The organism is Acinetobacter sp. 40AMC3-4, from assembly GCF_049898185.1.
GTDB lineage: Bacteria > Pseudomonadota > Gammaproteobacteria > Pseudomonadales > Moraxellaceae > Acinetobacter.
Window position 1 is genome coordinate 16,191 of record NZ_JAFCXG010000014.1, and the last position, 23,808, is coordinate 39,998.

The following is a 23,808-nucleotide window of genomic DNA, read 5'->3' on the forward strand; positions in this document are numbered from 1 at the left end:
ATAAAAATTAATATAAACCTGATTATTTTAGTCTGAATAAATTCATATTTATCTGATTAATATGCTTGGTATTTAAAACCAACTAATCCAGTCAATTTAAAATAAATAACTTTTCAAATCAGTTATTTAAATAATAATTGAAAATTAGTTTTATAATCCTTATTGCATATTATTTTCTCTCGTGTTTATTATTAATTAAGATTTATTTTCTTAATAATTATTCTTCCTGTGGGGTATTTTAAAATGTTAAAGCAAGCTGCTCTAATTGCATTAATGGGTCTTTCTGCATCTGCGATGGCAGGTCAATGGCAGGTGAAAGTCGGTGCCAGTTCTTTAGCACCATCAAGTGACACTGAAATTGCACCAGGTTTAGTCGCAGAAGCCGATCAGGAATATGGTTTTACGCCATCGGTTGAATACTTCTTTAATGACAATATCTCGGCAGAATTATTATTGGCTACCCCGTTTAACCATGACATTTCTCTTCAGGGTGTAGGTAAGGTGGCTAAGATCAAACATCTGCCACCCACAATTACCGCTAAATATAACTTTAAAAATGCAACACGCTTTACACCATATATTGGCGTAGGTGGCACAGCTTTTATTGCTTGGGATGAAGAAGGTCTGGCTAAAGACGTGAAAGAAGAGTTTGGTTTGGCAGGTCAAGTCGGCTTTAATTATCAGCCAGCCGATGCCAAAAACTGGGGAGTATTTGCTGACGTGCGCTATGCAGATTTGAGTCCTGAAGTGACTTTAGATGATGCTGATAATACTAAATTCGAATTGAATATTGATCCTTGGGTTTATACGATCGGTTATAGCTACAAGTTCTAAATTCTAGCCTTGCTCAACAAAAAAGCCTCATCTTGAATGAGGCTTTTTTTCAAAATAACAACGATTTATAACTTATTGAAATTGAGCAGATCGGCAATGTTCAACTATATTAAAACGAATAAAGTAAATATTAATTGAATACGACTTAATAATTGAATAATAAGGAAGATCAGCATGAAGTTTTTAAGCCAAGGTATTGTGATCTTCTTCAGCCTGCTGGCAGGGTCTACCTATGCGGCAAGTTTTGATTGTCAGAAAGCTGAAACCGTGACAGAGAAAGCGATTTGTGAACATCGTCTGCTCAATGATGCCGATGTCAAGATGAGTACCAGCTATCATATTTTACGCCGTATGGTGCCTATGGGAACCCGTTCGGTGATCCAGCGTGATCAGGTGAAATGGCTACAGTTCCGTGACCGCTGTCAGGAATCTGTGTCCTGTCTGAGTCAGGTCTATAATATGCGTCAGCAGCAAATAGACCTGCAATTTCAACGTATTTATAAGCTTGGGCCTTATTAAGCCTTAAACCTAAGCCTTTACAAATCCAAGTCATTTTAGATCAAGAGATCCTTTATAAAATATCTTGAGAAAAAATATACAACTGGCTATTGAAAATTTAGTAACTCACTCCATTCATATAGGCAACAGTATTGACCTGTATTTAAAATAAAAGGAGTGATTAATGAGCGAGTCTAGCGCACAAAAACATAGTTTCCAGGCTGAAGTGGCTCAGTTACTACATCTCGTGACCCATTCGCTTTATTCAAACCCTGAAATTTTCCTACGCGAATTGATCTCGAATGCCTCAGATGCATGCGACAAATTACGTTTTGAAGGGATTAACCATCCCGAATTTTATGAAAATGATCCGGATCTGCGCGTTCGTGTCAGTCTGGATGCAGACAATAAAACCATTACCATTTCAGATAACGGGATCGGCTTAAGCGAACAGGAAGCTATTGATAATTTAGGGACTATTGCCAAATCAGGCACCAAAGACTTTATGTCCAAACTGACCGGCGATCAAAAGGCTGATGCCCAGCTAATTGGCCAGTTTGGTGTCGGTTTCTATTCCGGTTTTATTGTGGCTGACAAGATCACGGTAGAGTCGCGTCGTGCTGGCACAGATGTCTCTGAAGGGGTGCGCTGGATCAGTGGCGGAACCGGTGAGTTCGAAGTTGAACAGATCACTAAAGAAAGTCGTGGTACCGATATTATTCTGCACTTGCGTGACGATGCGCTGGATTATCTGCAAAGCTATAAAGTGAAGCAGATTATCAATAAATATTCAGACCACATTAGCCTGCCAATCCAGATGCAAAAAGAAGTCTGGCAGGAAGAAGAAGCGGCTGAAGGTGAAACATCTAAAGGTGGCCAGTATGTCAAAACTGATGAGTGGGAAGCCATTAACTCGGCCAGCGCATTATGGACTCGTAACAAGTCTGAAATCACTGAAGAGCAGTATGTCGAGTTCTACAAGAACTTAAGCCATGATTTCGCAGCGCCATTGGCTTGGGCGCATAACCGAGTTGAAGGCAGCACTGAATATACCCAGTTATTATATATTCCAAGCAAAGCGCCACATGATATTTTCACCCGTGAATCCAAAGCGGGTATCAAGCTGTATGTGAAACGCGTGTTCATTATGGATGATGCGGATAACCTGATTCCAAACTACCTGCGCTTTGTACAAGGCGTGGTGGACAGTGCCGATCTGCCATTGAACGTGAGCCGTGAATTACTGCAAGAAAGCCGTGATGTAAAAACCATCCGTGAAGGCAATACCCGCCGTATCCTGACCATTTTGGATAATCTGGCTAAATCTGAAGATGAAAAAGATCAGGCAAACTTCAAGACCTTCTATCAGGAATTTGCTTCAGTATTGAAAGAAGGTCTGGGTGAAGATTTCAGCAACCGTGAACGTATCTTGAAACTGCTGCGTTATGCGACGTCGACCAATGATGAAGTCAGCACATCATTGGCAGACTATAAAGCACGCATGAAAGACGGCCAGAAAGCCATTTATTATGTGACTGCAGATAGTCTGAATGCTGCGAAAAATTCACCGCAACTGGAACTGTTCAAGAAAAAAGGCATTGAAGTTCTGTTGATGACTGAACGCGTGGATGAATGGGCGATGAACTTCGTGAATGAGTTCGATGGTACGCCTTTGCAAAACGTGTCTAAGGGTGCAGTTGACTTAGGTGACCTTCAGGATGCCGAAGAGAAGAAAGCCCTTGAAGAAGCCGCAGCCCAGTTTAAACCGGTGGTGGATAAGCTGACGGATTCATTAAAAGACAAAACCAAAGAAGTGCGGGTGACGACGCGTCTGGTCGATTCTCCGGCTTGTCTGGTAACTGGAGAAGGTGAGTTGTCTCCACAACTGATTCGTATGCTGAAAGATGCAGGTCAGCCTGTGCCGGATATCAAGCCGATTCTGGAAATTAACCCAGAACATCCGTTGGTGAAAAAACTGGATGGCTCGGCGCAGTTTGATGATCTGGCCAATGTGATCTTCGACCAAGCGGTGATTGCAGAAGGTGGATTACCAGAAAATCCTGCTGAATATGTCAAGCGAATTAATAGTTTGCTGCTTGCTTAAGTGCTGATGTATTGAATGAGAAAATCCCTCTTAGGAGGGATTTTTTATGTCTGCTTCATTTTTCAATTCTAGAAATGATCTGGAAAAACGATAGACAGGATAAAAAAATACCTTCGAATCATAAATCTATATTTTGGATTATTAATTAATTTTTAATTTATAATTACGATTATAAAGCAAAGAGAGAGAATGTTATGAAATTTAAGCTGATGATCAGTATGGGCGCTGTAATCCTGATGTCGATGAGCCAAGTTAGTCTAGCGGCACCTGCTGCAGAAAAAATGGTACGCACAGATCGAATCAGTTTTTATAAAGTTGCGAAAGTAGAGGCAGCAAAACTACAACGTGTGCAACATAGCGATCGTATTCGCTTCAATATGCCAGTGATGGAGCAACCTTCATTACAGCAAAAACGAGTGCTACGCAGTGATCGTATTATCTTGAATAAAACCAGCTAATACTTACCGCGCTGATTGCCTCAGTAATATTGAAAAAAGCCCATGAATGATGGGCTTTTATATTTTCCACCATCATTCAGTTTAAAACAATGCTTCTAAACGTACCAAAGCCCCGACATAGTGGTCACGATCCTCGCGATGATCATTCAGGTAGTTCAGGTCGGTCTGGACAAAAAACCATTCACGTAAAAAAGGTTGTCTCCACGACACATATGGACCCCAGCGGTTGAGACGCAGATCCTTGTCATTCAGATAACCTCCAGTATAAATGCCATAACTAAAACGGTTGTCCTGAAAAAACTGGTGTTGTCTAAAAGTGTAGTTGTCCCAAGTCAGATCGTCGTCTTGATCATCTGCATAAGTCAGACTGAGTTGATTGGAGAAAAAGGCCTGATTGGGACGAGCATGGATCAACTCCAGATTGGTCCGTAAATAGTTTTCACTCTGAACGCCATAGCGATAAATCTGTTCGGCATGAAAAGAGTAGTCATTTTCTAGTGTCCAATCCTTACTGGCTTTGACACGCAGGTAAATATCATCGCCAGAACGTAGGCCCAAATCCAGATCGGTTTCGAAAGGAATGCGATCTGACCATTCTGACCAACGTAAGGCAAAAGAGCTGTTATCTTCACGGGCACGTTTAGTATCCAGACGCTTATTTCCGGAAGTGGCAGGATTTTCATTGGTAATCGCGACATTGCTGTCTAATTCATTGTCCAGACTGTCATCACCAAACACCACACTCAGCTTTTGTTCCAAGGTCGGAAGCTTGATCTTGCCGCGGATTCGAGGCTTAATCTCATAGCCTTCATATTCATCCCAGCGATTATCTAGAATGATCCGTAATGTAGCTGCAGCTGGCTGATCCGGATCGCTTTCACCAAACCAGTTATCAATTTTATGCGCAGTACGATCGGCCCATTCGCGGATGCCTTTCTGCTTTTGATCTGCCCATGAATAATTTTCTGTCTCTAGCGTGGATGGAACAATGGCGACATTTGATTGCTCCGGCAGAACCGTGGGTGTTGCATCGATCAAACGTGGAATCTGATCCAGCAAGCCTGATCGGCTTGGCTCTATATTCGTTGGACTGGCAGGAGCAGTTGTGACTGAATTGGCCCAAGACATGCTACCACTCATTCCTAAGCCCAGAGAGAGCAGTAAAATTTGAGTAATCCTGTTTATTTGCATGAGATATTTGTTGCTCTTGTATTCTTATATTCAGCTGTAGTTTTCTAAAAAACGGCCTTAAAAAGCAAGTTAAAGCTACAAAATAACAGCAATTATTCAATCATTTGAGCCTGAATTTCCCGATAAAGCTCTAATACCCGAATGGGTTGTGGCATTGTTAAAATAATATTGTGAATATTCTGCCAATTTAGCTGTTTGTCGCGTTGCAGCAAGATGTATGGATAGGCCAGCTCATCCTCTGCGAGAGAGATGCGTTTTTCACCATGAATCACTCGGATTTTTTGATGTTCCTGTAGCAAAAGCACTGGGGTAGAAAAATCCGCAGCAGCTTCTTTAAACGAGATAAATTTCTGCTTTTGAATGGACTGTGCGGGTATAAATGGATGGTAATCTGGCTGTGTCCAGACTGTTTCAGCCTGCTGCAAGTAAGCCGTTGAAAAAAGCTCGAGTTGCATGAAACTGGTGCTTATAACAGACCATGCCAGTGATTTAATCGCAGCAGCCTGGCGTTGATGATGGGTCAGCCAATGTTGAATACAATAATGTGCCTGTAACTGACTCGGTACCCCTAAGAGCATCAGATATTTAACAAACTGACCTTGCAGATTCAGTTGTTCAACCAAATAAACCTGACGTGCCTGCCAGTTATCTTCTGCCGCATAATACAAGGTGATATCCAGATAGGCAGGATGCTCGATATTCTCAGTCAGTTCTAAAGCACAGAGTCGCTGGATATTGGTTTCTTCTAAGCCTAAAGGGTGTACATGGGTGTTTAGTTCGCCTAGTTGAATCTGTACAGGGAATTGAATCAATTCGGAGGCTGTGATCTGTTCTTGCGGAATTTTCGTTATTGTCATTTCAGCTTTTAGTTGAGGATTTAGTTCCTTGGGTTCAGTCAGTATCTGATTGGTTGACTCATCTGGGCGGCGTAGTTCTAATGCATGGATTCTTGCGCGCGGCCGTCCCCGATGATATTTGGTTGTTTCCACAGAATTGCAGCTGGTTTCAGCTTCGTTTAAGGATAAGGCAGGAACGATCAAGGGGGGATCCTGTTGCAGACAAGAAAATTGCTGCTGTTGTTGCAACAGCCAGATATAGCAGTGTTGCAATTCAGCCCATTGGCTGTGCAGGGCAGGAGCTTGGGGAGCGGGCATCAGCCAGATTTGCCAGCCACGTTCAGGATGATGCAAAACTGCCCAGCCAGAATCCGGATGGGCAGACAGTGCTTGTTCCAGTGCTAAGATTTCGGTGAAATAGCCACGAAAGCTTAGATGATAAGACGTATTAGCAGAAAATTGGTAAGCAACAAGTTCAGGTTGAGTGCGGGCCTTAAATGCTGAAATCTGGGTCTTGAAAATAGGCTCATCACACAGATTAAAAATATCGCGTATCCTTTTTTTAGAACGGGCAATTTCATAGAAAGGCAGGACTTTATGCTCCAGTTGCTGCGCCAGTCCATGTAGTTCTTTAATTAAGTGTGCTTTTTCTAAAGCATTCATTTTTTGATCTCTAGAGATGTTTCAGTGCTTTATCCAGGGTTTGTGCCAGTACAATGTTAACCGCCAGCTCGACCAGTCTGTATTCAGCAGAATTCGAGTCTGTATAGCTTTCTGCCATTTCAATTAAATAATCAATAGAAACTGACTGAGGCGGAATTTTGCCCTGTACCAATGCCTGAAGTTCATGCATAAAAAATTTTCTTATCATTAATCTATTTATATTGCTGCAATTATAAGCAGAGATCACATAAAATAGTGATCTATTTTGAGTGTTTTATAAACAAATTTTTTAATTAAAAGTGATAAAAATCAATAGAAAAAATGAGAGTAGGAAATAGTCGATATTTTTGAGAGTTGTGCATCTTTTACACAGAATGTGTTCAATATGATAAAAAAAGCAGGCTGAATCAATCAGCCTGTTTTAATGCAAAACAGTTTTGCATTAAGCCGTTTTTTCAGTTGCTACAGTCGCAGCATCTGTATTTACTGTTTCAGCAGGTACTTTAGTCGCTGGAAAGTCTGGCAGATGAACCACTTGCGCCATTTGTGCAGACGCTTGAACAGAAAAAGCCATAACGGTTGCAGCGAAAGCAAATTTAAGAGCATTCATAGGATGACCTTTAATATCAGAGTGTTCAATGACTTGAACAGAGGAGAATATTTAAACTTAATTCGGGTGAAATAATAGCAAATAAGACTTAATATAAAATGATAGATTCGGCAAATTCAGGCAGTAAATTTTAGATAAATTACTCTATAAAACAATAAATTAGTGTATTTACTCTAGTTTGATTTTTATGATTTTACAGGACTTTATGCTTTGTTTTGGCGATGAGAATCTGGACTTGATCGAGTGCCAAAACAAGCGGCGATGTGTTTTTGATCTGCCAATTTAAGATTGAATTTCGAGCTTTGTTCAATCCATGTAAGTTTTTGCTATCGCTTGTTTACGGGCTGCTGCAATCTTCTGAGAATGGACTAAGATGGAATTCCATTCATTTTCATGCTGAGAGTTTTATTATGGCAATTGCAAAAGTGGTAGAAGTCAATTCAAGCAGCAATAAAAGCTTTGAAGATGCGATTCAAACGGGCATTCAGAAAGTCACAGAAACGGTCAAAAATGTACAAGGTGCTTGGATCAATGAACAGAAGGTTGTCATTAAAGAAAATAAAATCACGGAATATCGTGTCAATTTAAAAATTAGTTTTCTGGTTGATTAAGCGAATGCCATTCAATAACAAATAAAAAAACCCCATTTGAAATGGGGTTTTTTATTGAACGTTGTTTTATTTAGCTTGGTCTGGCGTGTCACACGTTTCTGTTGAGCATTGTGCTGCCTGACTGTTGGTTGATGTATCGAGCGCTTTTTCAAATACTTGCAGGAAAACTTCTTTAGGCTGCGCGCCTGCCAATGCCACACGTTGATCAAAAACAAAGAAAGGTACACCGGTCACTTTGAGTTGTTCATGTGCGACTTCCTGATCGAATTTGACGAAATCAGCATATTCTTCCGAATCCAACAGGTCATCGACTTCGACCGGATTCAGGCCAATACGCGCTGCGACATCTTCCAGTGTTTCACGTTCTCCAATCGCCAGACCTTGGGTCATATAGCTATAGAAGAACGCTTCCTGTGCTTCATTGCCCAAACCTTTGCTTTGCGCCAGGTGAATCAGGCGATGCGCATTAAAGGTATTGCCTGAATTGGCACCTTCCCAGTTAAATTCAATACCTTCGGCTTTGGCCATTTCAGCAATATTGCGCTGCATCTCTTCGACTTCTGCCACGGTGCGGCCATATTTTTGCGCCAGACGCTCAGAGTTGGAGACTTCCTGACGTACAGGTGCTTCAGGATCGAGCTGGAAACTGTGCCAATGTACTTCTAGCTCAATACCTGCTTCTTGTGCAGCAGCTTCTAAACGTTTTTTACCAATATAGCAGAAGGGGCAAACCACATCTGACCAGATATCTACGCGCATGTCATGTCTCTAATTTTGCTCTTGTGTTCAAGTATGAGGGTGAAGAATCAGAATTTAAAGCCCTTGAGCATCAGAAGTGTATTTCTACAGCAGATCGGCAGGATAAATAAAAGAAGAAAGAGTAGGTGATAGCCAGATGGCTTCCTTAATATAATCAGGTTCTGACTATTCAAAAAAAATATAAAAATGCCATAAAAAAACGCCCCGTAGGGCGTTTTGTGAATGCAGTCAATTATGCAGTTTTTACTGCAGCTTCAACAGCAAGCATGTGACCATTTTCTTCGAAGTTTGAGTGCCAAGAAAGCGCTTCACGAAGAAGATGAGGGGTATGGCCGCCTTTTGCACATGCACGGTCAAAGTAATCATTCAACGCATCGCGGTACATTGGGTGCGCACAGTTATCAATTACTGCACGTGCACGCTCACGCGGAGCCAAACCACGAAGATCCGCAAGACCTTGTTCAGTCACTAGGATATCAACATCGTGTTCTGCATGGTCGATATGTGAAGCAAACGGTACCACAGAAGAGATGTCGCCACCTTTCGCGATTGATTTGGTTACGAAGATCGCCAAGTGGGCATTACGTGCGAAGTCACCTGAACCACCAATACCGTTCATCATTTTGGTACCACATACGTGAGTTGAGTTCACGTTACCGTAAATATCAAACTCAAGTGCAGTGTTGATGCCGATAATACCTAAACGACGTACCAGTTCAGGATGGTTTGAAATTTCCTGTGGACGTAATACCAGTTTGTCTTTGTATTGTTCAAGGTTGTTAAATACTTTCTCGCCGTATTTCGCAGAAAGTGTAATAGAAGAACCTGAAGCAAACTTCATTTTACCTGCATCGATCAATTCAAACGTACAGTCTTGCAGAACTTCTGAGTACATGATCAAGTCTTCAAAGTTTGAATCTTTCAGACCCGTCAATACGGCATTTGCAATTGAACCGATCCCTGCTTGAAGAGGTCCGAGGTTTTTCGGTAGACGGTCTTCAGCCACTTCTTTTTCAAAGAAAGCAATCAAATGGTTGGCAATGCTTTGAGTCTCATCATCTGGCGCAGTTACAGTAGATGGAGAGTCATGCAATTCGCTGTTAAATACGATACCAACAATTTTAGATGGATCAATATTGATCGCATGCGTACCGATACGCTCATCAACTTGAGTCAATGGAATCGCTTGACGCGTTGGACGATAGGTCGGGATGTAGATATCGTGCAAGCCTTCAAATGCCGGGCTTAAATTCGTATTGATTTCTACAATCACTTTTTCAGCAAAAATCGCAAAGCTTGCAGAGTTACCAACAGATGTTGTTGGAATGATGCCGCCATCTTCAGTAATTGCTACGGCTTCGATGATCGCAACGTCTGGTTTTTTCAACTGAAGGTTACGCATTTGTTCAACGGTTTCAGACAAGTGCTGGTCAATGAACATCACTTCGCCGTTGTTGATTGCTTTACGTAAAGTGTTGTCGACCTGGAACGGTAAACGGCGTGCCAATACGCCAGCTTCAGTCAGTTGTTTGTCTAGATCGTTCCCTAGTGATGCACCAGTAATTAACGTAATCTTTAATGGGTTTGCTTTTGCCTGTTGAACCAAAGCTAAAGGAACCGCCTTCGCTTCACCAGCGCGAGTAAAGCCACTCATACCCACAGTCATGCCATCTTGGATGAATTCAGCCGCTTGTTCAGGGCTGATGACTTTGTTGTGTAGGGAGGCTAAACGGATACGATCTAAAGACATTTTAACTCTCATTAATTCTTAAACTATGATACGGATTGTACCGCTCAAAAAATGTATTGTGCATAGGTGTTAGGCTAAGGTCTAATTTTTTAGCTAAATGTAGGTATAATAAAAAATGATGATTTTTAAATGATTGAATTCGTGAACTATAAAATGAATTGTATAGAAAAACTAAAAAGTCATTTGTTGAATTACTGATCACTTCTTAAAAGTGATCAGTCAAAGTTTGGCGAATTTTATCGAGTGTGGTGGCTGGGGAAAGTGTCTCTGGGTTCACCTGATTCACGGGTAGTGAAATGATAGCTTCCAGCCCACCTTCAGGACGATTATGAATACGCAATTGACCATGGTGAATGTCGACAATCCGTTTCACAATGGCCAACCCCAAGCCACTGCCTTGTACAGTTCGTGCCGAATTACCCCGAACAAAAGGCTGCATCAAGGCTTCAATCTGATCTTCCGGGATGCCTTCGCCATGGTCTGCGACACAAATCAACAGTTGATCTTCTTCAACATGCGCAGAAAGCTCAATTGGTTCTGAACCATAACGTTTCGAATTATTGATCAGATTACCAATCAGCCTTTTTAGCGACATGCTGCGCGCCTGAATGGTTGGGATGTCTTGTGGCGTAAAGCGGATATCCAGCGGTTTAAACTGCTTGACCAGTTCTTGGAGCAGCACATTGACATTGGTATCCTGCGGCTCTTCATCAGAACCATCACGCATATAGGAGATGAACTGATCCAGAATCGCGTCCATATCTTCGACATCATAAATCAGGCCTTCTTTGAGAAAGTCTTCATCTGGCATCATTTCGGCACTGAGGCGGATCCGGGTTAAGGGCGTGCGCAAGTCATGTGAAATGCCGGCCAGCATGATGCGGCGTTCCCGCTCGGTCTGATCCAGCGTATAAATCATCTGGTTAAAGGCATGATTGACCTGACGGATTTCCAGTGGACCATGATTGGTATCCAGATAGGGCGCCGAACCGATTCGGCTATAACTGTTGGCGGCGTTCTGCAAACGGCGTAAAGGACGGTTGAGCTGACGCACCAAGGTCAAAATAATGATGCCGACAATAATCGGCGTGCCAAGCAACCAGCCCAAAATCAGTTCATTGCTATAGTTGGCATACGTCTTTAAAGGTTCCTGTACCCAGTGGCCATTCATTTCAGGGGTCTGGATCCAGATACGTGGACTCGGCTTAAACTGGAAATAGACCGTGGCTTGTTCGATACGTAACTCTTTGGCCAGTTTGGTTTCGATCTGCCGAGTAAAAAATTCTGCAATCAGCTTTTCCCGAACCGTGGGATATTCTGCTGGATTGGTCACGTATTCAATGCCGACCCGGTTTTTCAGCCAGTCATCGATATCCACTTCTTGCTGTTTGTGATACAGGCGCAGATCGGGATTGTTGAGAATTTCCAGTTCCATGGCCAGATAACGCGCATGTTGCTGGATTTCAGGTAAAAACAGGGTACGCCAAAAGAACCACAAGGACATGAACAGGCTAAAACACACCACAAAAACCACCAGTACTGTGGTACGCATGGCAGCAGAACGCGGCTTGATCTTGTCGAGAAAGCGTTCCCAGCGGGTACGTTTCTTTTCCGAGTAGCTGACAAAATCGGTAAATTTTTGTGGATCGATGGGGTCGAGTTTCACACCAGCTCCCTGTTGGCATTTTCCAAATTGAGCAGTAATAATAATTTGTAATGGAATCTTACTGCTTGAACCTTCGATGGAAGGAGCTTGTTGTGTTACTTTTTTTGAAAAAATGAGTAACACTGTTACGCAAGTAAAAACTTTGCCATTCGCTGAACTCGCGCCTTTGTATACGAGCCTTTAAAGAAGGGGAAGCTCAAACAGCCGCGAATGGCTTTTAGGGACAATAAATTGGGGTAATCTTTATCCTATAAGTTTTCCTTTATTCAGCACCATCTGGAACAAAGACATAACCCACACCCCATACGGTCTGGATATAACGTGCACGGGCTGGATTTTCTTCCACTAAACGGCGTAAACGTGACACCTGAACATCAATTGAACGTTCCATGGCACCCCATTCACGGCCACGCGCCAGATTCATCAGCTTGTCGCGGGTTAATGGTTCACGTGGATGCTGCACCAGTGCTTTCAGTACCGCAAACTCACCGGTAGTGAGTGTTACCACTTGGCCTTCACGGGTAAGGGTGCGGGTAGACAAATCCAGTGACCAAGGACCAAAAGAAACTACTTCCATCTGCTGGCTTGGTGCACCCGGCACTTCACGTACCTGACGGCGCAATACCGCACGAATACGTGCCAGCAGCTCATTCGGGTTAAACGGTTTAGGCAAGTAATCATCGGCACCTGCTTCTAAACCGGCAATACGATCCGAGTCGCTACCACGAGCGGTGAGCATAATGATAGGCGTATCGATATTGGATTGGCGTAAACGACGACAGATACTCAAGCCATCTTCGACCGGAAGCATAAAGTCGAGCACGATCAGAGAAAACAGTTCCCGCTGTAAAAGTCGATCCATCTGCGTGGCATCATGTGCAGTTTTAACCACAAAGCCTTTATCTTCGAGAAAACGCTGTAATAAGGTACGCAGACGAACATCATCATCAACCACCAGGATCCGTTCGACCCGGTCCGTTTCGGTATGTACGGCATCGGCTTTTTCAGCAGGTACAACTAAACTCATGAGATGCTCCTTTATTCTTTATTGTCGTCATAAATAAAAATCAAATAGGCTTTGAGTATACGATTCATTGATATTAATTGACTATGCTCTAAAGCACCAAATATTGCAGTTAAAATCAAGACATAGATACCAAATATATACATCTAAATGAGCAAAAAATACGATTTTAAGCTGGATAAAAAGCAAAGTTCATACAAACTTTATCGGGAAAAGCTGAAAACTGTGGCACTTCATAATATAAAGATGAGGTAAATTAATAAAAACAATGGTGGATTTTATAGACCCGGTCTTTATAATCATGCCATTTAGTACTTATCCTTGTGGGATCAAACACGATGACTGACTTAGTTCAGCAGTTGGCAAAAGAACTTGCCGTACGTCCAAATCAAGTTGAGGCTGCCATCAAGCTTATTGATGAAGGTGCCAGTGTTCCTTTTATTGCACGTTACCGTAAAGAAGTAACGCAAGGCTTAGACGATACGCAACTACGTCAACTCGATACGCGTTTATCATACTTGCGTGATTTGTATGAGCGCCGTGAAAAGGTGATTGAATCACTCAAAGAACAAGATAAATTATCTGATGATTTATTGGCGCGTGTGAATGCGGCCGAAACCAAAAATGCATTAGAAGAAATTTACGCGCCGTACCGCCCAAAACGTACCAGTAAATCATTCAAGGCCAAAGAAGCCGGTTTAGGCCCGATTGCCGAAAAAATCTTTAATGAAGCCGTTGATCCAGCTGAAGCTTTGGCGGGCTTTAGCCATGAAGATTATCCAGATACTGAAAGCCAGCTTGATGCGATCCAGCACATCCTGATTGATGACTGGGCACAAAATATCGCACTGACCACTGAACTTAAAGCGACATTTGCAAAAACTGCCGTGCTGAAAAGTTTAGTTGCAAGTGATGAGAAAAAAGAAGTCGGTAAAAAATTCCGTGATTATTTCGATTTCTCTGAAAACTTGAACAAAGTGCCTTCACATCGTTTATTGGCGATGCTGCGTGGCCGTCAGGAAAACGTTTTAGGCCTGAAAGTTGATGGCGAAGATGATGCTCCATTGGCGCGTATTGAAACTGAATACAATCTTGAAACTGTTCAGCCACAAGCTCGTCAGGATTTCTTGAAGCAAACTGCAAAATTGTTCTGGCTCGGTAAAGTTCGTCCAACGATTGAACATTCATTGCTGACTGAAAAACGTCTGGCTGCTGAAACAGAAGCGATGAACGTCTTTGCTGAAAACCTGCGTCATTTACTGCTGTCTGCACCTGCAGGCGCACGTACCACTTTGGGCGTGGACCCAGGTATCCGTACTGGTGTGAAACTGGCGGTGGTGAACGAGTCTGGTGATGTACTGGCACATAGTACGATTTATCCATTTGCGCCAAAAGATGATAAAGAAGGTTCACTGGCCGAGCTGGCGCGTTTATGCCGCGAGTTCAATGTTGACCTGATCGCGATTGGTAATGGTACTGCAAGCCGTGAAACTGAAGCTTTAGTTGCTGAAATGATGGCTGCGAACAGTGATCTGAAAATGACGCGTGTTTCTGTATCTGAAGCAGGTGCATCGGTGTATTCAGCATCTGAACTAGCTTCACAGGAACTTCCAGAGCTGGACGTGTCGATCCGTGGTGCAGTATCGATTGCACGCCGTTTACAAGATCCACTAGCAGAACTGGTGAAAATCGATCCGAAATCGATTGGTGTAGGTCAGTATCAACATGACGTGAACCAGACCGGTCTGGCGAAAACCCTTGAAGCGGTCGTTGAAGACTGTGTGAACTCGGTGGGTGTGGATGTAAATACTGCATCAGCAGCGATTTTGGGTTATATCGCAGGTCTGAACAAATCGATCGCACAGCAAATTGTGGAATTCCGTAAGGAAAATGGTCGTTTTGACAATCGTCAGTCTTTGAAAAAAGTACCACGTTTAGGTGAGCGTACTTTTGAGCAGGCTGCGGGCTTCTTGCGTATTCAAGATGGTACAGAGCCACTAGATGCTTCTGCAGTTCACCCTGAGTCATATGCTTTGGTGAGCAAAATTGTTGAAGCAAAAGCAACGACTGTAAAAGATATCATTGGCAATACTGAAATCATTCGCCAAGTGAATGCTGAAGAATTTGCAGACGAGAAATTCGGTCTGCCGACAATTCAAGACGTATTGGCTGAACTGGAAAAACCGGGCCGTGACCCGCGTCCAGAGTTCCGCACTGCTAAATTCCGTGATGACATTACTGAAGTTGCGCAATTGTCTGAAGGCATGCAGCTGGAAGGTGTAGTGACAAATGTCACTAACTTCGGTGCATTTGTCGATGTGGGTGTGCATCAAGACGGTTTAGTACATATTTCTGAACTTGCCAATGAATTCGTCGCTGACCCACATAAAGTGGTGAAACCGGGTCAAATCGTACAAGTCCGTGTTTTGAATGTGGATGCTGAACGTAACCGTGTGAATTTATCGATGCGTCCAGAAGGTTCTGAAGCTCCGGCGAAAGCACCACGTCAGCCACGTCGCGAGAACAATGAGCCACGTGGTGAACGTAAGCCTCAGGGTAAACGTCCACAGCAAGGACGTCCGCAAGGTGATCGCCCTCAGGGTAAGAAACCTCAAGCGGCTAAACCACAAGAGCAAAAAATTGGTGGTTTGGGTGCGCTATTACTTCAAGCAGGGATTAAAGGTTCGAAATAATTTTTAGCTATCCTCGATAAAAAAACCTCCCAATTGGGAGGTTTTTTATTGGATCGTTATGAATTGATTATCGGCACAATCCAGCTGGTGATAATCAGCAAAATACCGAGATGCCCCATTTTTCGCGTCACATAGACCAGCTTAGATGGTGGCTGTTCCAGTCTTTTTGCATATTCTTCCATGCTAATGCCGGGCTTGCCTTTACTGGTAAATAAAAATACCGCCAAGTCGATACAGATCAGAATCGTACCAATATCAGCGACCAACTCCATCAGGATAAAATCCTGGCTATATAGCGACATGCTGACGCTATAAATCAGATAAATGGCAAAGGCCAGACACAGGTATTGCAGGACAACTAAAAACTTCTGCATAAATCTCAACAGTTCACAAAATTAAAGCAATTATACAAATAATCGGGCAGCTGCGGCCAATTACAAGGCCTGCATCACCTCAGCAAAATTCTGCTTCTCGACCAGTTCCAGAAATTCATCGCCCAAACGCTGACTTTCCGCAATACATTGCTTCCACAGCTGAATCCGTTGGTTCTGGTCCAAACCTTTTAAGTTAAAGTCTTTACGATCAGGCAAACGACCCAAAGGCAAACTTTGCAGATATTGCTGCGATGGAGAAAGCAGCAAAGTTCGTGCCTGATTTTCCGGATTTGAGGTACGTTTAAATAACTTGTCAAACCAGCCGGGGGTAATGCTATCGGTAAAATGTGGATACAGCACAATACCTTTGCTCTGAAAGGGCAGGTCAATGTGATAGTCAATCAGGCCACCATCGCGATAATAACCCTGCGGCGCATCCGGAATATCGCGCATTGCCGCCATGACCCCCGGAATAGATGCCGATGCCATTAGCCAGGACAACACACTCTGTTCGGTTAGTGCATGATAATGCGTGGTAAATCCATCTTCAGCGATTTTAAACTGTTCACCGATATTGGGCTGGCTGATTACACGTTGCATGAAATGACGGCTGTGCCGGCGCGCGACTGCGGTCGTTCCAAGAATTCCAGCCACAGAAGCCAGCAACGGCAATGCCTTGTCACTCTGGAAAATATGCTGGGCTTTAATTGAAATGACTGCGAGATGATAATCTGGATGATTGACCAGATCGTTTTCTTTGCCTTGTACCAGATCCAGCAGCATGCCACGGCAGATGTCGCTGACATCTTGACGGGTCATTTTTTTATGAAAATAGAGATTGGTATAGAGTTCAGCTAAGCGTTCGGTTCCCTGTTGAGCACCATGTGCAGCCATACTGGCAAAGCGCCAGCTGCCAATCGAAGAACCCACCAAAGTTCTACGCTGAGGCGCACGTGGAAAAAACTCACCAAAAATCGCCTGATCGAGTCCCTGAATACCGATGCCTTTGGGGCCACCTGCAGCACCGGGCACGATATCGACCTGTTCGGGTTGCAAACCTTGTTCCAGAATCAGCTCACGTGCCAGATGGCCGGCACGAATCGTCAGCGCAGGCGCACGTTTCTGTAAAATCTGTACCATGGTTGAACCTATACTAGCCAAATATGTGCTTATTTTAAGCGATAGGTCTAAAGACCCAATGGCAAGATATGTCCTAAGGTGACTTTGGAGTCATGCGATGTCCAGAAAATAAAAAACCTGAACAGTGTCAGGTTTTTTAAAAGCTCATTTAGTTATTTCGCAATCCGCCAGACGGCAAGCACACTTGCTAGCACAATCAGAATCACCGACACAAACCACGGTGAAATAATTGCAATCGCCAGCAGAATGGCCATGACACTGCCGAACATCCAGCTACGCTTCTGTTGATGTTCCATTTGCAGGCGCATGCTTTGTAATTCATTGAGCTGTTTGGCATGCCAGGCCGACTGGTTTTTTAAACCGTTTAAGCTGTCGATCATCAGTGTCGGTAAATCCTGCGCCCCTAAAAGCAGATCCGGGATTTTTTGTCCCAGTTCTTTCAGGTTCTTTTGCGGATTCATCTGGGCCTTGATCCAGTCGGTCAGGATCGGTTTGGCCAGACTCCAGATATCCAGTTCAGGATATAGGTCGGTTCCCAAACCTTCGACATGCACCAAAGTTTTTAGCAGCAACATCAATTGAGGGGGAATTTCGAGATGGAAACGACGAGCGATATCCATCACTTCAATCAGAATGCCGGCAAAATCCAGTTCATGCATCGGTTTTGAGACCATTGGCCCCACACTGCGGCGCATTTCACGAGCCAAAGCATCCTGATCAGTCCCCGGTGGAATCCAGCCAGCCTGATGCACCACCTGAATCAGCTGCATAAAGTCGCTGTTCATGACCGCTAGTAGCATGCGTGCTACGGTCATCTGGTCGTGTTTGGACAGTTCGCCCATAATCGCGCAGTCCAGCGCAATAAAACGCGGATTGGCCGGATTGATGGTTTCTACAAAGACATTTCCCGGATGCATATCGGCATGGAAGAAGTTATCGCGGAACACCTGGGTAAAGAAGATGGTCAGGCCTTTACGCGCCAGATCGGCCCGATCCATGCCCAGCCGGTTAAAGGTCGCGATATCTGAAATCGGCACCCCGGTAATGCGCTCGGCTACCAGCACGTCTTTGCTGTCCATATAAATTTCCGGCACATACATCATGCTCGAGCCGGTAAAGTGATGGCGCATACGGCGGGTATTGTCTGCTTCCAGCGTCAGATCCAGCTCATTCAGAATGATCTGTCGATAATCCTGAATGATTTCTGATAAATGTAGGGCACGTGCTGCTTCCAGACGTTTTTCCAGAAATTGACCGAGCCATTCCAGAATTTCAAAATCCTGCAAAATCTGCTGGCGAATATTCGGACGGGTGACTTTGACCACGACTTCACGGCCATCATGCAGGGCAGCCGTATGCACCTGTGCAATCGAAGCCGCTGCCAGTGGCTGGGTATCAAAACGCGCGAACAGGGTATTTACATCAGCTTTCAGGGATTCCTGAATGCGCATCTTGGCCACGTCATTATCAAATGGCTTGACCCGGTCTTGCAGTAACACCAGTTGCTGTAAAACTTCAGGTGGAATCAGGTCACGACGGGTTGAGAGAAGCTGACCGAGCTTGATTGCCAACGGTCCCATTTCTTCTAAAGCCAGTTTCAGCTTGAGCGGATTTTTACGTTCACGACTGGACCAGGCGGCCGGATGCATCCGGATGAGGGACAGCACATGCCGGGATTTTTCTGGTAATTCTTCCGCAGGAAACAACGTGTCGAGTCGATAGTGCGCGGCGATGCGCCAAAGTTCGAGTAAACGTGAAACATGCGGAATCATAAAGCTGTGTACCTAGTCTTGAGTAGAATTGTTTGAGGCATCGATTTGAGCCTGAAGCTGATGGATTTTCGCTTCAACCCGATCTAAATTTTGATTCAGGATACGGGTGTCCTGATTCAGGTCATCCATTTGCCAGCGTGGGGCAAACAGACCGCTGTCTTCTTTTAAGGCATCTTCGGCAAAGAATAATTGACTTTGCAGGGTGCGTTTTAGCTGCTGGGGCAGCAGTTGCAATTTACCAATTTCATGCGCCAGTGTCGGGCCAATCCAGGGGCTTAAATGCGCCGCCAGATCCAGTTCCGCCTGTTGCATGATGCGCTGGATTTCCTGCAATAACTTGTAGTCGCCTTGCAATGGAATATTGCCCACTTCATCGGAAAGCAGCAGCTTGAGTAATTCCACCACATTGCTGACCTGCAAGGTTGCGGTCGCTTCAAGGACTGTCGCGGAACTCGCGTCAAATGGACGCTGTTCAAAGACCGAAGGTGTTTCGGTATGACCGGTTGCCGTTGGCTCCAGACGAACTTTGCCCTCATCAAAAAACACATCGACCGAAAGCTGTGGCGAGGCGATCACCACCCGCAGCATTTTACCGGACAGAGCATTCAGCTGGATGCGGGTAATGGCATCCAGATCAATCACATGATGAATCACGCGTTCAACAGCACCGAGTGCCAGAATTGACCACATAGGCAAGGAACCTTAAAGTTTGAAACCGCGGTGAACCGCAACAATCCCGCCAGTCAGGTTGTGATAGTCACAATTCTGGAAGCCGGCATTTTCCATCATGCCTTTCAGGGTGCGCTGATCTGGATGCATACGGATCGATTCAGCCAGGTATTTATAGCTTTCTGCATCATTGGCAATGATTTTTCCCATGATTGGCAATGCCGTGAACGAATACAGGTCATACAGTTTAGAGAATGGTTCAAACACTGGTTTAGAGAATTCCAGAACCAGTAAACGGCCACCTGGCTTAAGGACACGGTACATCGCAGCCAGTGCCGCATCTTTATCGGTGACGTTACGCAGACCGAAAGAAATCGTTAAAAGATCGAAGCTGTTGTCTGCAAATGGTTCTAAGGTTTCGGCATTGGCCAGAACGAAATCGACATTGGTACAGCCCGCATCAATCAGACGGTCACGACCGACATTCAGCATGGATTCGTTAATATCAGACAGTACCACATGACCCGTCGGGCCCACTTCGCGGCTAAAGACTTTAGCCAAGTCGCCAGTACCACCCGCGATATCCAGCACATGCTGGCCACGGCGTACACCTGACATATTGATTGCAAAACGCTTCCACAGGCGATGAATACCAAAAGACATCAGATCATTCATGATGTCGTATTTGCTCGCCACCGAGTGGAACACTTCTGCGACTTTCTGGGCTTTTTCTTCGCTGTTGACAGTTTGATAGCCAAAGTGCGTGGTTGAGCCGACGTTGCCTGTATTGGCACCGCGTGGCAGATTGTATTTAGGCACAGTACCCGTCACAGGCGTGTCAGTCAGACGTTGTTCTAAAGATTGTTGCTGACCTTGCGGGGTGCCTTGTGGAAGGGGTTCAGTTAAGAATGGGCTCACTTTGTCTGTCTGTTGTGCCGACTCGGGGGTAGGGGTAGGCGTTGTATTTTCATTCGACATTGGAGTCACTCCTAACATATCAATCGGGTTAATCTTGCATTGTCTGCATCATGACAGATTCTAAAGGCTTATTCAGCAATCATGATGCAATTGTTATGAATAATATACAGAAAAATTCACGCTTGGCAGAAATACTCATCGGGTATTTACTGAAATGGTAGCGGATCGCCAGAATGTACTTTCTCGATAATCTGGCGTTCGGTTGCCGTGAACGCGCGTACAAATTTTTCTGCCGATTTGAGTGGCTTCATGGCCAGAAAACCATCCTGCATAAATTCATACATCACCTGAAAGTTATATTTATTCGCCGCGCCCTTACACATTTTAAAGGCCGTATAGACCACAAATGAACGCATATATTTATCCAGACTCATACCGAGCTGATCCAGTAGGGCTAACTGTTTCAGGCGTGCTTCACCCTGATCCAGTTTCAAATAGGTCAGGCGCATCATCTCGTCAGTCAGCGGTTCATGTGGATGATAATCCTGTAATAACTGAATCGCGACCTGTTCATCCAGCTGTACCGCCAGAATAGCCAACTCTACGCCTGAGGTGCCGGTTTTAATGGCATTTTCCGGAATAACTTTTTCTGCTTTATGCGCATATTTCATCAGCCGGGCAATCTGTTCTGCCAGCGCATCAAATTCAGCACCGCCGTAGAGACGGTTCAGGAAATATTCGGACATCAACAGGTTTTGTTTTTCAGCAAAATGGGCGCGATGAGTGCGCTGCATGCGGACTTTCTGCCAGGCCTGCACATCCTGTAAACGGCTTAAAATGTCAGGCCGGGTGTGATAAGCCAATTGATAATAATGCGCTAACAGATCATCGAGTACGGCAAGTTTGGACATGAGGCTTCAATTATCATTGGAGGATGCAAGAATCTTAGAGGCTGCCGGACAATCCTGCTATGACAAATTGAACAGAGATCGGGCATTTGTATGTCAATCTGTTGTTTAAATAGCCAATTTAATCGTGTGAAAAACGTTGCCAGAGCTATTTTTGCGCTGAAACTCCTCGCTATACTGCAAACAGAATAAAAGATCAGGGTTGAAGATGCGTATGGAACAACCACAATTTCAGTTAATGGATGAAGATCAGCTGTCTGTCGAGCTGATTGATGCCCAATATAATTTAAAAAAGACCCGGGGCCAGAAAAATGCCAAAAGTCTGGTGATTCTGGTGAATGGCATTGAACTGGCCGGCAAGGGTGAAGCGGTTAAACAGTTACGTGAATGGGTCGATCCGCGCTATTTGCGTGTGAAAGCCGATAAGCCTCAGCTAGCCGGCCCGAAGCAGACCTTGTGGCAACCTTATGCACGTTTTATTCCTGCCGAAGGCCAGATCATGGTGCTGTTTGGTAACTGGTATAGCGATCTGCTCGGCAGTGCCATGCAAGCTGAAAGCCCGCTGAGTGATGCACAGTTTGATGAATATCTGCAAGAGATGCAGGCCTTTGAACAGGACCTGAAAAATAACCATGTCGATGTGATCAAGGTCTGGTTTGACCTGTCCTGGAAAGTCTTGCAAAAACGTCTGGATGCCATGGATCCGAGTGAAACTCACTGGCATCAACTGCATGGTCTGGACTGGCGCAATCGCAAAGAATATGACACCTTGCAGCGCCTGCGTCAGCGCTTTACCGAGGACTGGTTCATTATTGATGGCGAAGATGAGCAGCAGCGCGACCAGCAATTTGCCCAGTATATCCTGAGTGCCTTGAAACATTGTCCGGATCATCCCGCCAGAGCCAAGGGAAGATGGAAGCAGGCCAAGATTCCCGAGCAGTTAAAACATCCTTCCAAGACTCAAGCCCAGCCAGAAGATTACAAACCGGAACTAAAAAAATTAACCGCGAAGGTCGCCAAAGCCATGCGTTCCGATTCGCGTAATGTGGTGATTCTGTTCGAAGGCATGGATGCTGCCGGCAAGGGCGGCGCGATCAAGCGAATTGTCAAAAAACTGGATCCACGTGAATATGAAATTCATACCATTGCTGCACCAGAAAGATTTGAGCTGAGCCGTCCCTATTTATGGCGCTTCTGGACCAAGCTGCAAACCGATGATGATATCTGCATTTTTGACCGTTCCTGGTATGGTCGGGTATTGGTAGAACGGGTAGAAGGGTTTTCTAGTCCGGTAGAATGGCAGCGAGCTTATGCGGAAATTAACCGTTTTGAACAGAGCCTGGTCAAGCATCAAACGGTGATTGTGAAAATCTGGCTGGCCATTTCTAAAGAGGAACAGGCAGCACGGTTCAAGGCGCGTGAAGATACACCGCATAAGCGTTTTAAAATTACTGAAGAAGACTGGCGTAACCGGGAGCGCTGGGACGATTATCTGAAAGCGGCAGCCGATATGTTTGAACATACTTCGACTGAGGAAGCGCCTTGGCACATTATCGCGTCTGATGATAAACATACCGCACGGGTCGAAGTATTAAAGGCTATTTTAAAACAGCTTCAGGCAGAATAATCTGCCTGAAGTAGAGAATTTTAAACAGTTTAAAAATATTTAGCTTAAACAGGATTAACCTTGGGCGACCTGTTTTTGCTGAATACTTTTAGCGGTGCGATAGCAGTCTTGCACATGAGCATCGGCAATTTTTTTCATGACAAAATAACCCAGACTTGCGGCCACCAGCTGACCACCCAGCGGAATGAATTTTGTGACTTGCTTTATCATCACTTTCGCTGCAACATTGTTCAAAGATTTTTTAACTGCCGTACGTGCGACCACCAGACCGGAAAATTCTACGCCACGTTTACGCAGCTCTTGCCAGTGAATTTGACGGGTTTTCGGATCGTAGACACTGATCTGCTCAGGGGACAGGCCGAAGCGGGCATTGATCTCGGGAATCAATTGCGACAAGATGCCGACATCAATGACCACGTCCATAAAAGGTACCGGAATCACGGCAGCACCAGCAGAATAGTAGGCGCGTTTTTTGGTGAGTTCCAAGCATTCGTCGCGGATTTGTTCTAAATCTAGGCTCGGATCGAGACGTTCAGGAATTTTATCTAATTTCATGGGCACTACCTAAGCTCTATGTTGTTTTTTTCTATTCAAGCATCTTTAAGATGCTTTTTTCAAAGAAATTTTTCGACTGAAGTGTGGTTTTAAAGTGTCATAGAGCGCTCGGGATGTATAGTAAATAATCTTTATCATTTTGTAGTAA

Annotated in this window: 22 protein-coding genes; 7 read left to right on the forward strand and 15 right to left on the reverse strand. The window is 44.5% G+C overall.

Annotated features, from left to right (window positions below):
* Positions 1-243: 243 nt before the first annotated feature.
* The 4 genes from ACP7BU_RS13405 (at position 244) to ACP7BU_RS13420 (ending at position 3,894) form a co-directional block, all read left to right on the forward strand.
* Positions 244-834, forward strand: a complete 591-nt coding sequence (locus tag ACP7BU_RS13405) for an OmpW/AlkL family protein (protein ID WP_425878982.1) — start codon at positions 244-246, stop codon at positions 832-834.
* Between the two features lie 174 nt (positions 835-1,008).
* The gene (locus tag ACP7BU_RS13410; protein ID WP_374952282.1) at positions 1,009-1,353 is read left to right on the forward strand and encodes a lysozyme inhibitor LprI family protein; all 345 of its coding nucleotides are present in this window, start codon (positions 1,009-1,011) and stop codon (positions 1,351-1,353) included.
* Between the two features lie 163 nt (positions 1,354-1,516).
* A complete protein-coding gene (htpG, locus tag ACP7BU_RS13415) occupies positions 1,517-3,436 on the forward strand; it encodes a molecular chaperone HtpG (RefSeq protein ID WP_425878984.1) in 1,920 nt (639 codons plus the stop codon).
* Positions 3,437-3,630: 194 nt separating this feature from the next.
* Complete coding sequence (locus tag ACP7BU_RS13420; protein WP_005108064.1) at positions 3,631-3,894, forward strand: hypothetical protein; 264 nt, start codon at positions 3,631-3,633, stop codon at positions 3,892-3,894.
* Positions 3,895-3,975: 81 nt separating this feature from the next.
* On the opposite strand, the gene ACP7BU_RS13425 is transcribed toward ACP7BU_RS13420, so the two are convergent.
* The 4 genes from ACP7BU_RS13425 to ACP7BU_RS13440 all read right to left on the reverse strand — a co-directional run bounded on the left by ACP7BU_RS13425 (position 3,976) and on the right by ACP7BU_RS13440 (position 7,194).
* Positions 3,976-5,085 (reverse strand): hypothetical protein, encoded by a 1,110-nt coding sequence (locus ACP7BU_RS13425; RefSeq protein WP_005267573.1) that lies wholly within the window; start codon positions 5,083-5,085, stop codon positions 3,976-3,978.
* A gap of 92 nt (positions 5,086-5,177) precedes the next feature.
* Positions 5,178-6,584: a hypothetical protein gene (locus ACP7BU_RS13430; RefSeq protein ID WP_425878987.1), complete on the reverse strand. Its 1,407-nt coding sequence runs from the start codon at positions 6,582-6,584 to the stop codon at positions 5,178-5,180.
* Between the two features lie 10 nt (positions 6,585-6,594).
* Complete coding sequence (locus ACP7BU_RS13435; protein ID WP_004647321.1) at positions 6,595-6,774, reverse strand: hypothetical protein; 180 nt, start codon at positions 6,772-6,774, stop codon at positions 6,595-6,597.
* Positions 6,775-7,026: 252 nt separating this feature from the next.
* Positions 7,027-7,194, reverse strand: a complete 168-nt coding sequence (locus tag ACP7BU_RS13440; protein WP_004278595.1) for a hypothetical protein — start codon at positions 7,192-7,194, stop codon at positions 7,027-7,029.
* 410 nt (positions 7,195-7,604) lie between these two features.
* On the opposite strand from ACP7BU_RS13440, the gene ACP7BU_RS13445 reads away from it, so the two are divergent.
* On the forward strand, positions 7,605-7,805 hold the full coding sequence (locus ACP7BU_RS13445) for a dodecin family protein (RefSeq protein WP_004278594.1): 201 nt from the start codon (positions 7,605-7,607) through the stop codon (positions 7,803-7,805).
* A 66-nt stretch (positions 7,806-7,871) separates the two neighbouring features.
* Here the strand turns inward: ACP7BU_RS13445 and ACP7BU_RS13450 are convergent, their stop codons facing one another.
* The 4 genes from ACP7BU_RS13450 to ompR form a co-directional block, all read right to left on the reverse strand.
* Entirely contained in the window at positions 7,872-8,564 is a 693-nt protein-coding gene (locus ACP7BU_RS13450; protein ID WP_005102861.1) for a DsbA family oxidoreductase, read from the reverse strand.
* A 232-nt stretch (positions 8,565-8,796) separates the two neighbouring features.
* Complete coding sequence (locus ACP7BU_RS13455; protein ID WP_004647324.1) at positions 8,797-10,314, reverse strand: acetyl-CoA hydrolase/transferase family protein; 1,518 nt, start codon at positions 10,312-10,314, stop codon at positions 8,797-8,799.
* 205 nt (positions 10,315-10,519) lie between these two features.
* Positions 10,520-11,980 (reverse strand): ATP-binding protein, encoded by a 1,461-nt coding sequence (locus tag ACP7BU_RS13460; RefSeq protein ID WP_034438039.1) that lies wholly within the window; start codon positions 11,978-11,980, stop codon positions 10,520-10,522.
* Positions 11,981-12,242: 262 nt separating this feature from the next.
* On the reverse strand, positions 12,243-13,007 hold the full coding sequence (ompR, locus tag ACP7BU_RS13465) for a two-component system response regulator OmpR (RefSeq protein WP_004278590.1): 765 nt from the start codon (positions 13,005-13,007) through the stop codon (positions 12,243-12,245).
* Positions 13,008-13,342: 335 nt separating this feature from the next.
* On the opposite strand from ompR, the gene ACP7BU_RS13470 reads away from it, so the two are divergent.
* The gene (locus tag ACP7BU_RS13470; RefSeq protein WP_004729326.1) at positions 13,343-15,697 is read left to right on the forward strand and encodes a Tex family protein; all 2,355 of its coding nucleotides are present in this window, start codon (positions 13,343-13,345) and stop codon (positions 15,695-15,697) included.
* 56 nt (positions 15,698-15,753) lie between these two features.
* Here the strand turns inward: ACP7BU_RS13470 and ACP7BU_RS13475 are convergent, their stop codons facing one another.
* From ACP7BU_RS13475 to ACP7BU_RS13500, 6 genes are all read right to left on the reverse strand, one after another.
* Positions 15,754-16,071 (reverse strand): hypothetical protein, encoded by a 318-nt coding sequence (locus ACP7BU_RS13475; protein ID WP_425878992.1) that lies wholly within the window; start codon positions 16,069-16,071, stop codon positions 15,754-15,756.
* Positions 16,072-16,131: 60 nt separating this feature from the next.
* Complete coding sequence (locus ACP7BU_RS13480; RefSeq protein ID WP_425878994.1) at positions 16,132-17,211, reverse strand: patatin-like phospholipase family protein; 1,080 nt, start codon at positions 17,209-17,211, stop codon at positions 16,132-16,134.
* A 152-nt stretch (positions 17,212-17,363) separates the two neighbouring features.
* Positions 17,364-18,983, reverse strand: coding sequence for an ABC1 kinase family protein (locus ACP7BU_RS13485; RefSeq protein ID WP_425878996.1), 1,620 nt, complete (start codon positions 18,981-18,983; stop codon positions 17,364-17,366).
* Between the two features lie 12 nt (positions 18,984-18,995).
* Positions 18,996-19,673: a ubiquinone biosynthesis accessory factor UbiJ gene (locus ACP7BU_RS13490; protein WP_253147763.1), complete on the reverse strand. Its 678-nt coding sequence runs from the start codon at positions 19,671-19,673 to the stop codon at positions 18,996-18,998.
* A 12-nt stretch (positions 19,674-19,685) separates the two neighbouring features.
* A complete protein-coding gene (gene ubiE, locus ACP7BU_RS13495) occupies positions 19,686-20,630 on the reverse strand; it encodes a bifunctional demethylmenaquinone methyltransferase/2-methoxy-6-polyprenyl-1,4-benzoquinol methylase UbiE (protein ID WP_004647333.1) in 945 nt (314 codons plus the stop codon).
* Positions 20,631-20,776: 146 nt separating this feature from the next.
* Entirely contained in the window at positions 20,777-21,481 is a 705-nt protein-coding gene (locus ACP7BU_RS13500; RefSeq protein WP_425878998.1) for an FFLEELY motif protein, read from the reverse strand.
* A gap of 205 nt (positions 21,482-21,686) precedes the next feature.
* On the opposite strand from ACP7BU_RS13500, the gene pap reads away from it, so the two are divergent.
* Complete coding sequence (gene pap / locus ACP7BU_RS13505; protein ID WP_004647335.1) at positions 21,687-23,105, forward strand: polyphosphate:AMP phosphotransferase; 1,419 nt, start codon at positions 21,687-21,689, stop codon at positions 23,103-23,105.
* Between the two features lie 54 nt (positions 23,106-23,159).
* Here the strand turns inward: pap and ACP7BU_RS13510 are convergent, their stop codons facing one another.
* Positions 23,160-23,660 carry a hypothetical protein gene (locus ACP7BU_RS13510; RefSeq protein ID WP_005108051.1) on the reverse strand — a complete coding sequence of 167 codons (501 nt, stop codon included), beginning with the start codon at positions 23,658-23,660 and terminating at the stop codon, positions 23,160-23,162.
* Positions 23,661-23,808 lie beyond the last annotated feature (148 nt).

What these genes read in the sequence shown, in the direction of transcription:
- ACP7BU_RS13405 (WP_425878982.1), top strand. Translation starts at nt 244, where the DNA reads ATGTTAAAGCAAGCTGCTCTAATTGCATTAATGGGTCTTTCTGCATCT.
- ACP7BU_RS13410 (WP_374952282.1), top strand. Translation starts at nt 1,009, where the DNA reads ATGAAGTTTTTAAGCCAAGGTATTGTGATCTTCTTCAGCCTGCTGGCA.
- htpG (WP_425878984.1), top strand. Translation starts at nt 1,517, where the DNA reads ATGAGCGAGTCTAGCGCACAAAAACATAGTTTCCAGGCTGAAGTGGCT.
- ACP7BU_RS13420 (WP_005108064.1), top strand. Translation starts at nt 3,631, where the DNA reads ATGAAATTTAAGCTGATGATCAGTATGGGCGCTGTAATCCTGATGTCG.
- ACP7BU_RS13425 (WP_005267573.1), bottom strand. Translation starts at nt 5,085, where the DNA reads ATGCAAATAAACAGGATTACTCAAATTTTACTGCTCTCTCTGGGCTTA.
- ACP7BU_RS13430 (WP_425878987.1), bottom strand. Translation starts at nt 6,584, where the DNA reads ATGAATGCTTTAGAAAAAGCACACTTAATTAAAGAACTACATGGACTG.
- ACP7BU_RS13435 (WP_004647321.1), bottom strand. Translation starts at nt 6,774, where the DNA reads ATGCATGAACTTCAGGCATTGGTACAGGGCAAAATTCCGCCTCAGTCA.
- ACP7BU_RS13440 (WP_004278595.1), bottom strand. Translation starts at nt 7,194, where the DNA reads ATGAATGCTCTTAAATTTGCTTTCGCTGCAACCGTTATGGCTTTTTCT.
- ACP7BU_RS13445 (WP_004278594.1), top strand. Translation starts at nt 7,605, where the DNA reads ATGGCAATTGCAAAAGTGGTAGAAGTCAATTCAAGCAGCAATAAAAGC.
- ACP7BU_RS13450 (WP_005102861.1), bottom strand. Translation starts at nt 8,564, where the DNA reads ATGCGCGTAGATATCTGGTCAGATGTGGTTTGCCCCTTCTGCTATATT.
- ACP7BU_RS13455 (WP_004647324.1), bottom strand. Translation starts at nt 10,314, where the DNA reads ATGTCTTTAGATCGTATCCGTTTAGCCTCCCTACACAACAAAGTCATC.
- ompR (WP_004278590.1), bottom strand. Translation starts at nt 13,007, where the DNA reads ATGAGTTTAGTTGTACCTGCTGAAAAAGCCGATGCCGTACATACCGAA.
- ACP7BU_RS13470 (WP_004729326.1), top strand. Translation starts at nt 13,343, where the DNA reads ATGACTGACTTAGTTCAGCAGTTGGCAAAAGAACTTGCCGTACGTCCA.
- ACP7BU_RS13475 (WP_425878992.1), bottom strand. Translation starts at nt 16,071, where the DNA reads ATGCAGAAGTTTTTAGTTGTCCTGCAATACCTGTGTCTGGCCTTTGCC.
- ACP7BU_RS13480 (WP_425878994.1), bottom strand. Translation starts at nt 17,211, where the DNA reads ATGGTACAGATTTTACAGAAACGTGCGCCTGCGCTGACGATTCGTGCC.
- ACP7BU_RS13485 (WP_425878996.1), bottom strand. Translation starts at nt 18,983, where the DNA reads ATGATTCCGCATGTTTCACGTTTACTCGAACTTTGGCGCATCGCCGCG.
- ACP7BU_RS13490 (WP_253147763.1), bottom strand. Translation starts at nt 19,673, where the DNA reads ATGTGGTCAATTCTGGCACTCGGTGCTGTTGAACGCGTGATTCATCAT.
- ubiE (WP_004647333.1), bottom strand. Translation starts at nt 20,630, where the DNA reads ATGTCGAATGAAAATACAACGCCTACCCCTACCCCCGAGTCGGCACAA.
- ACP7BU_RS13500 (WP_425878998.1), bottom strand. Translation starts at nt 21,481, where the DNA reads ATGTCCAAACTTGCCGTACTCGATGATCTGTTAGCGCATTATTATCAA.
- pap (WP_004647335.1), top strand. Translation starts at nt 21,687, where the DNA reads ATGCGTATGGAACAACCACAATTTCAGTTAATGGATGAAGATCAGCTG.
- ACP7BU_RS13510 (WP_005108051.1), bottom strand. Translation starts at nt 23,660, where the DNA reads ATGAAATTAGATAAAATTCCTGAACGTCTCGATCCGAGCCTAGATTTA.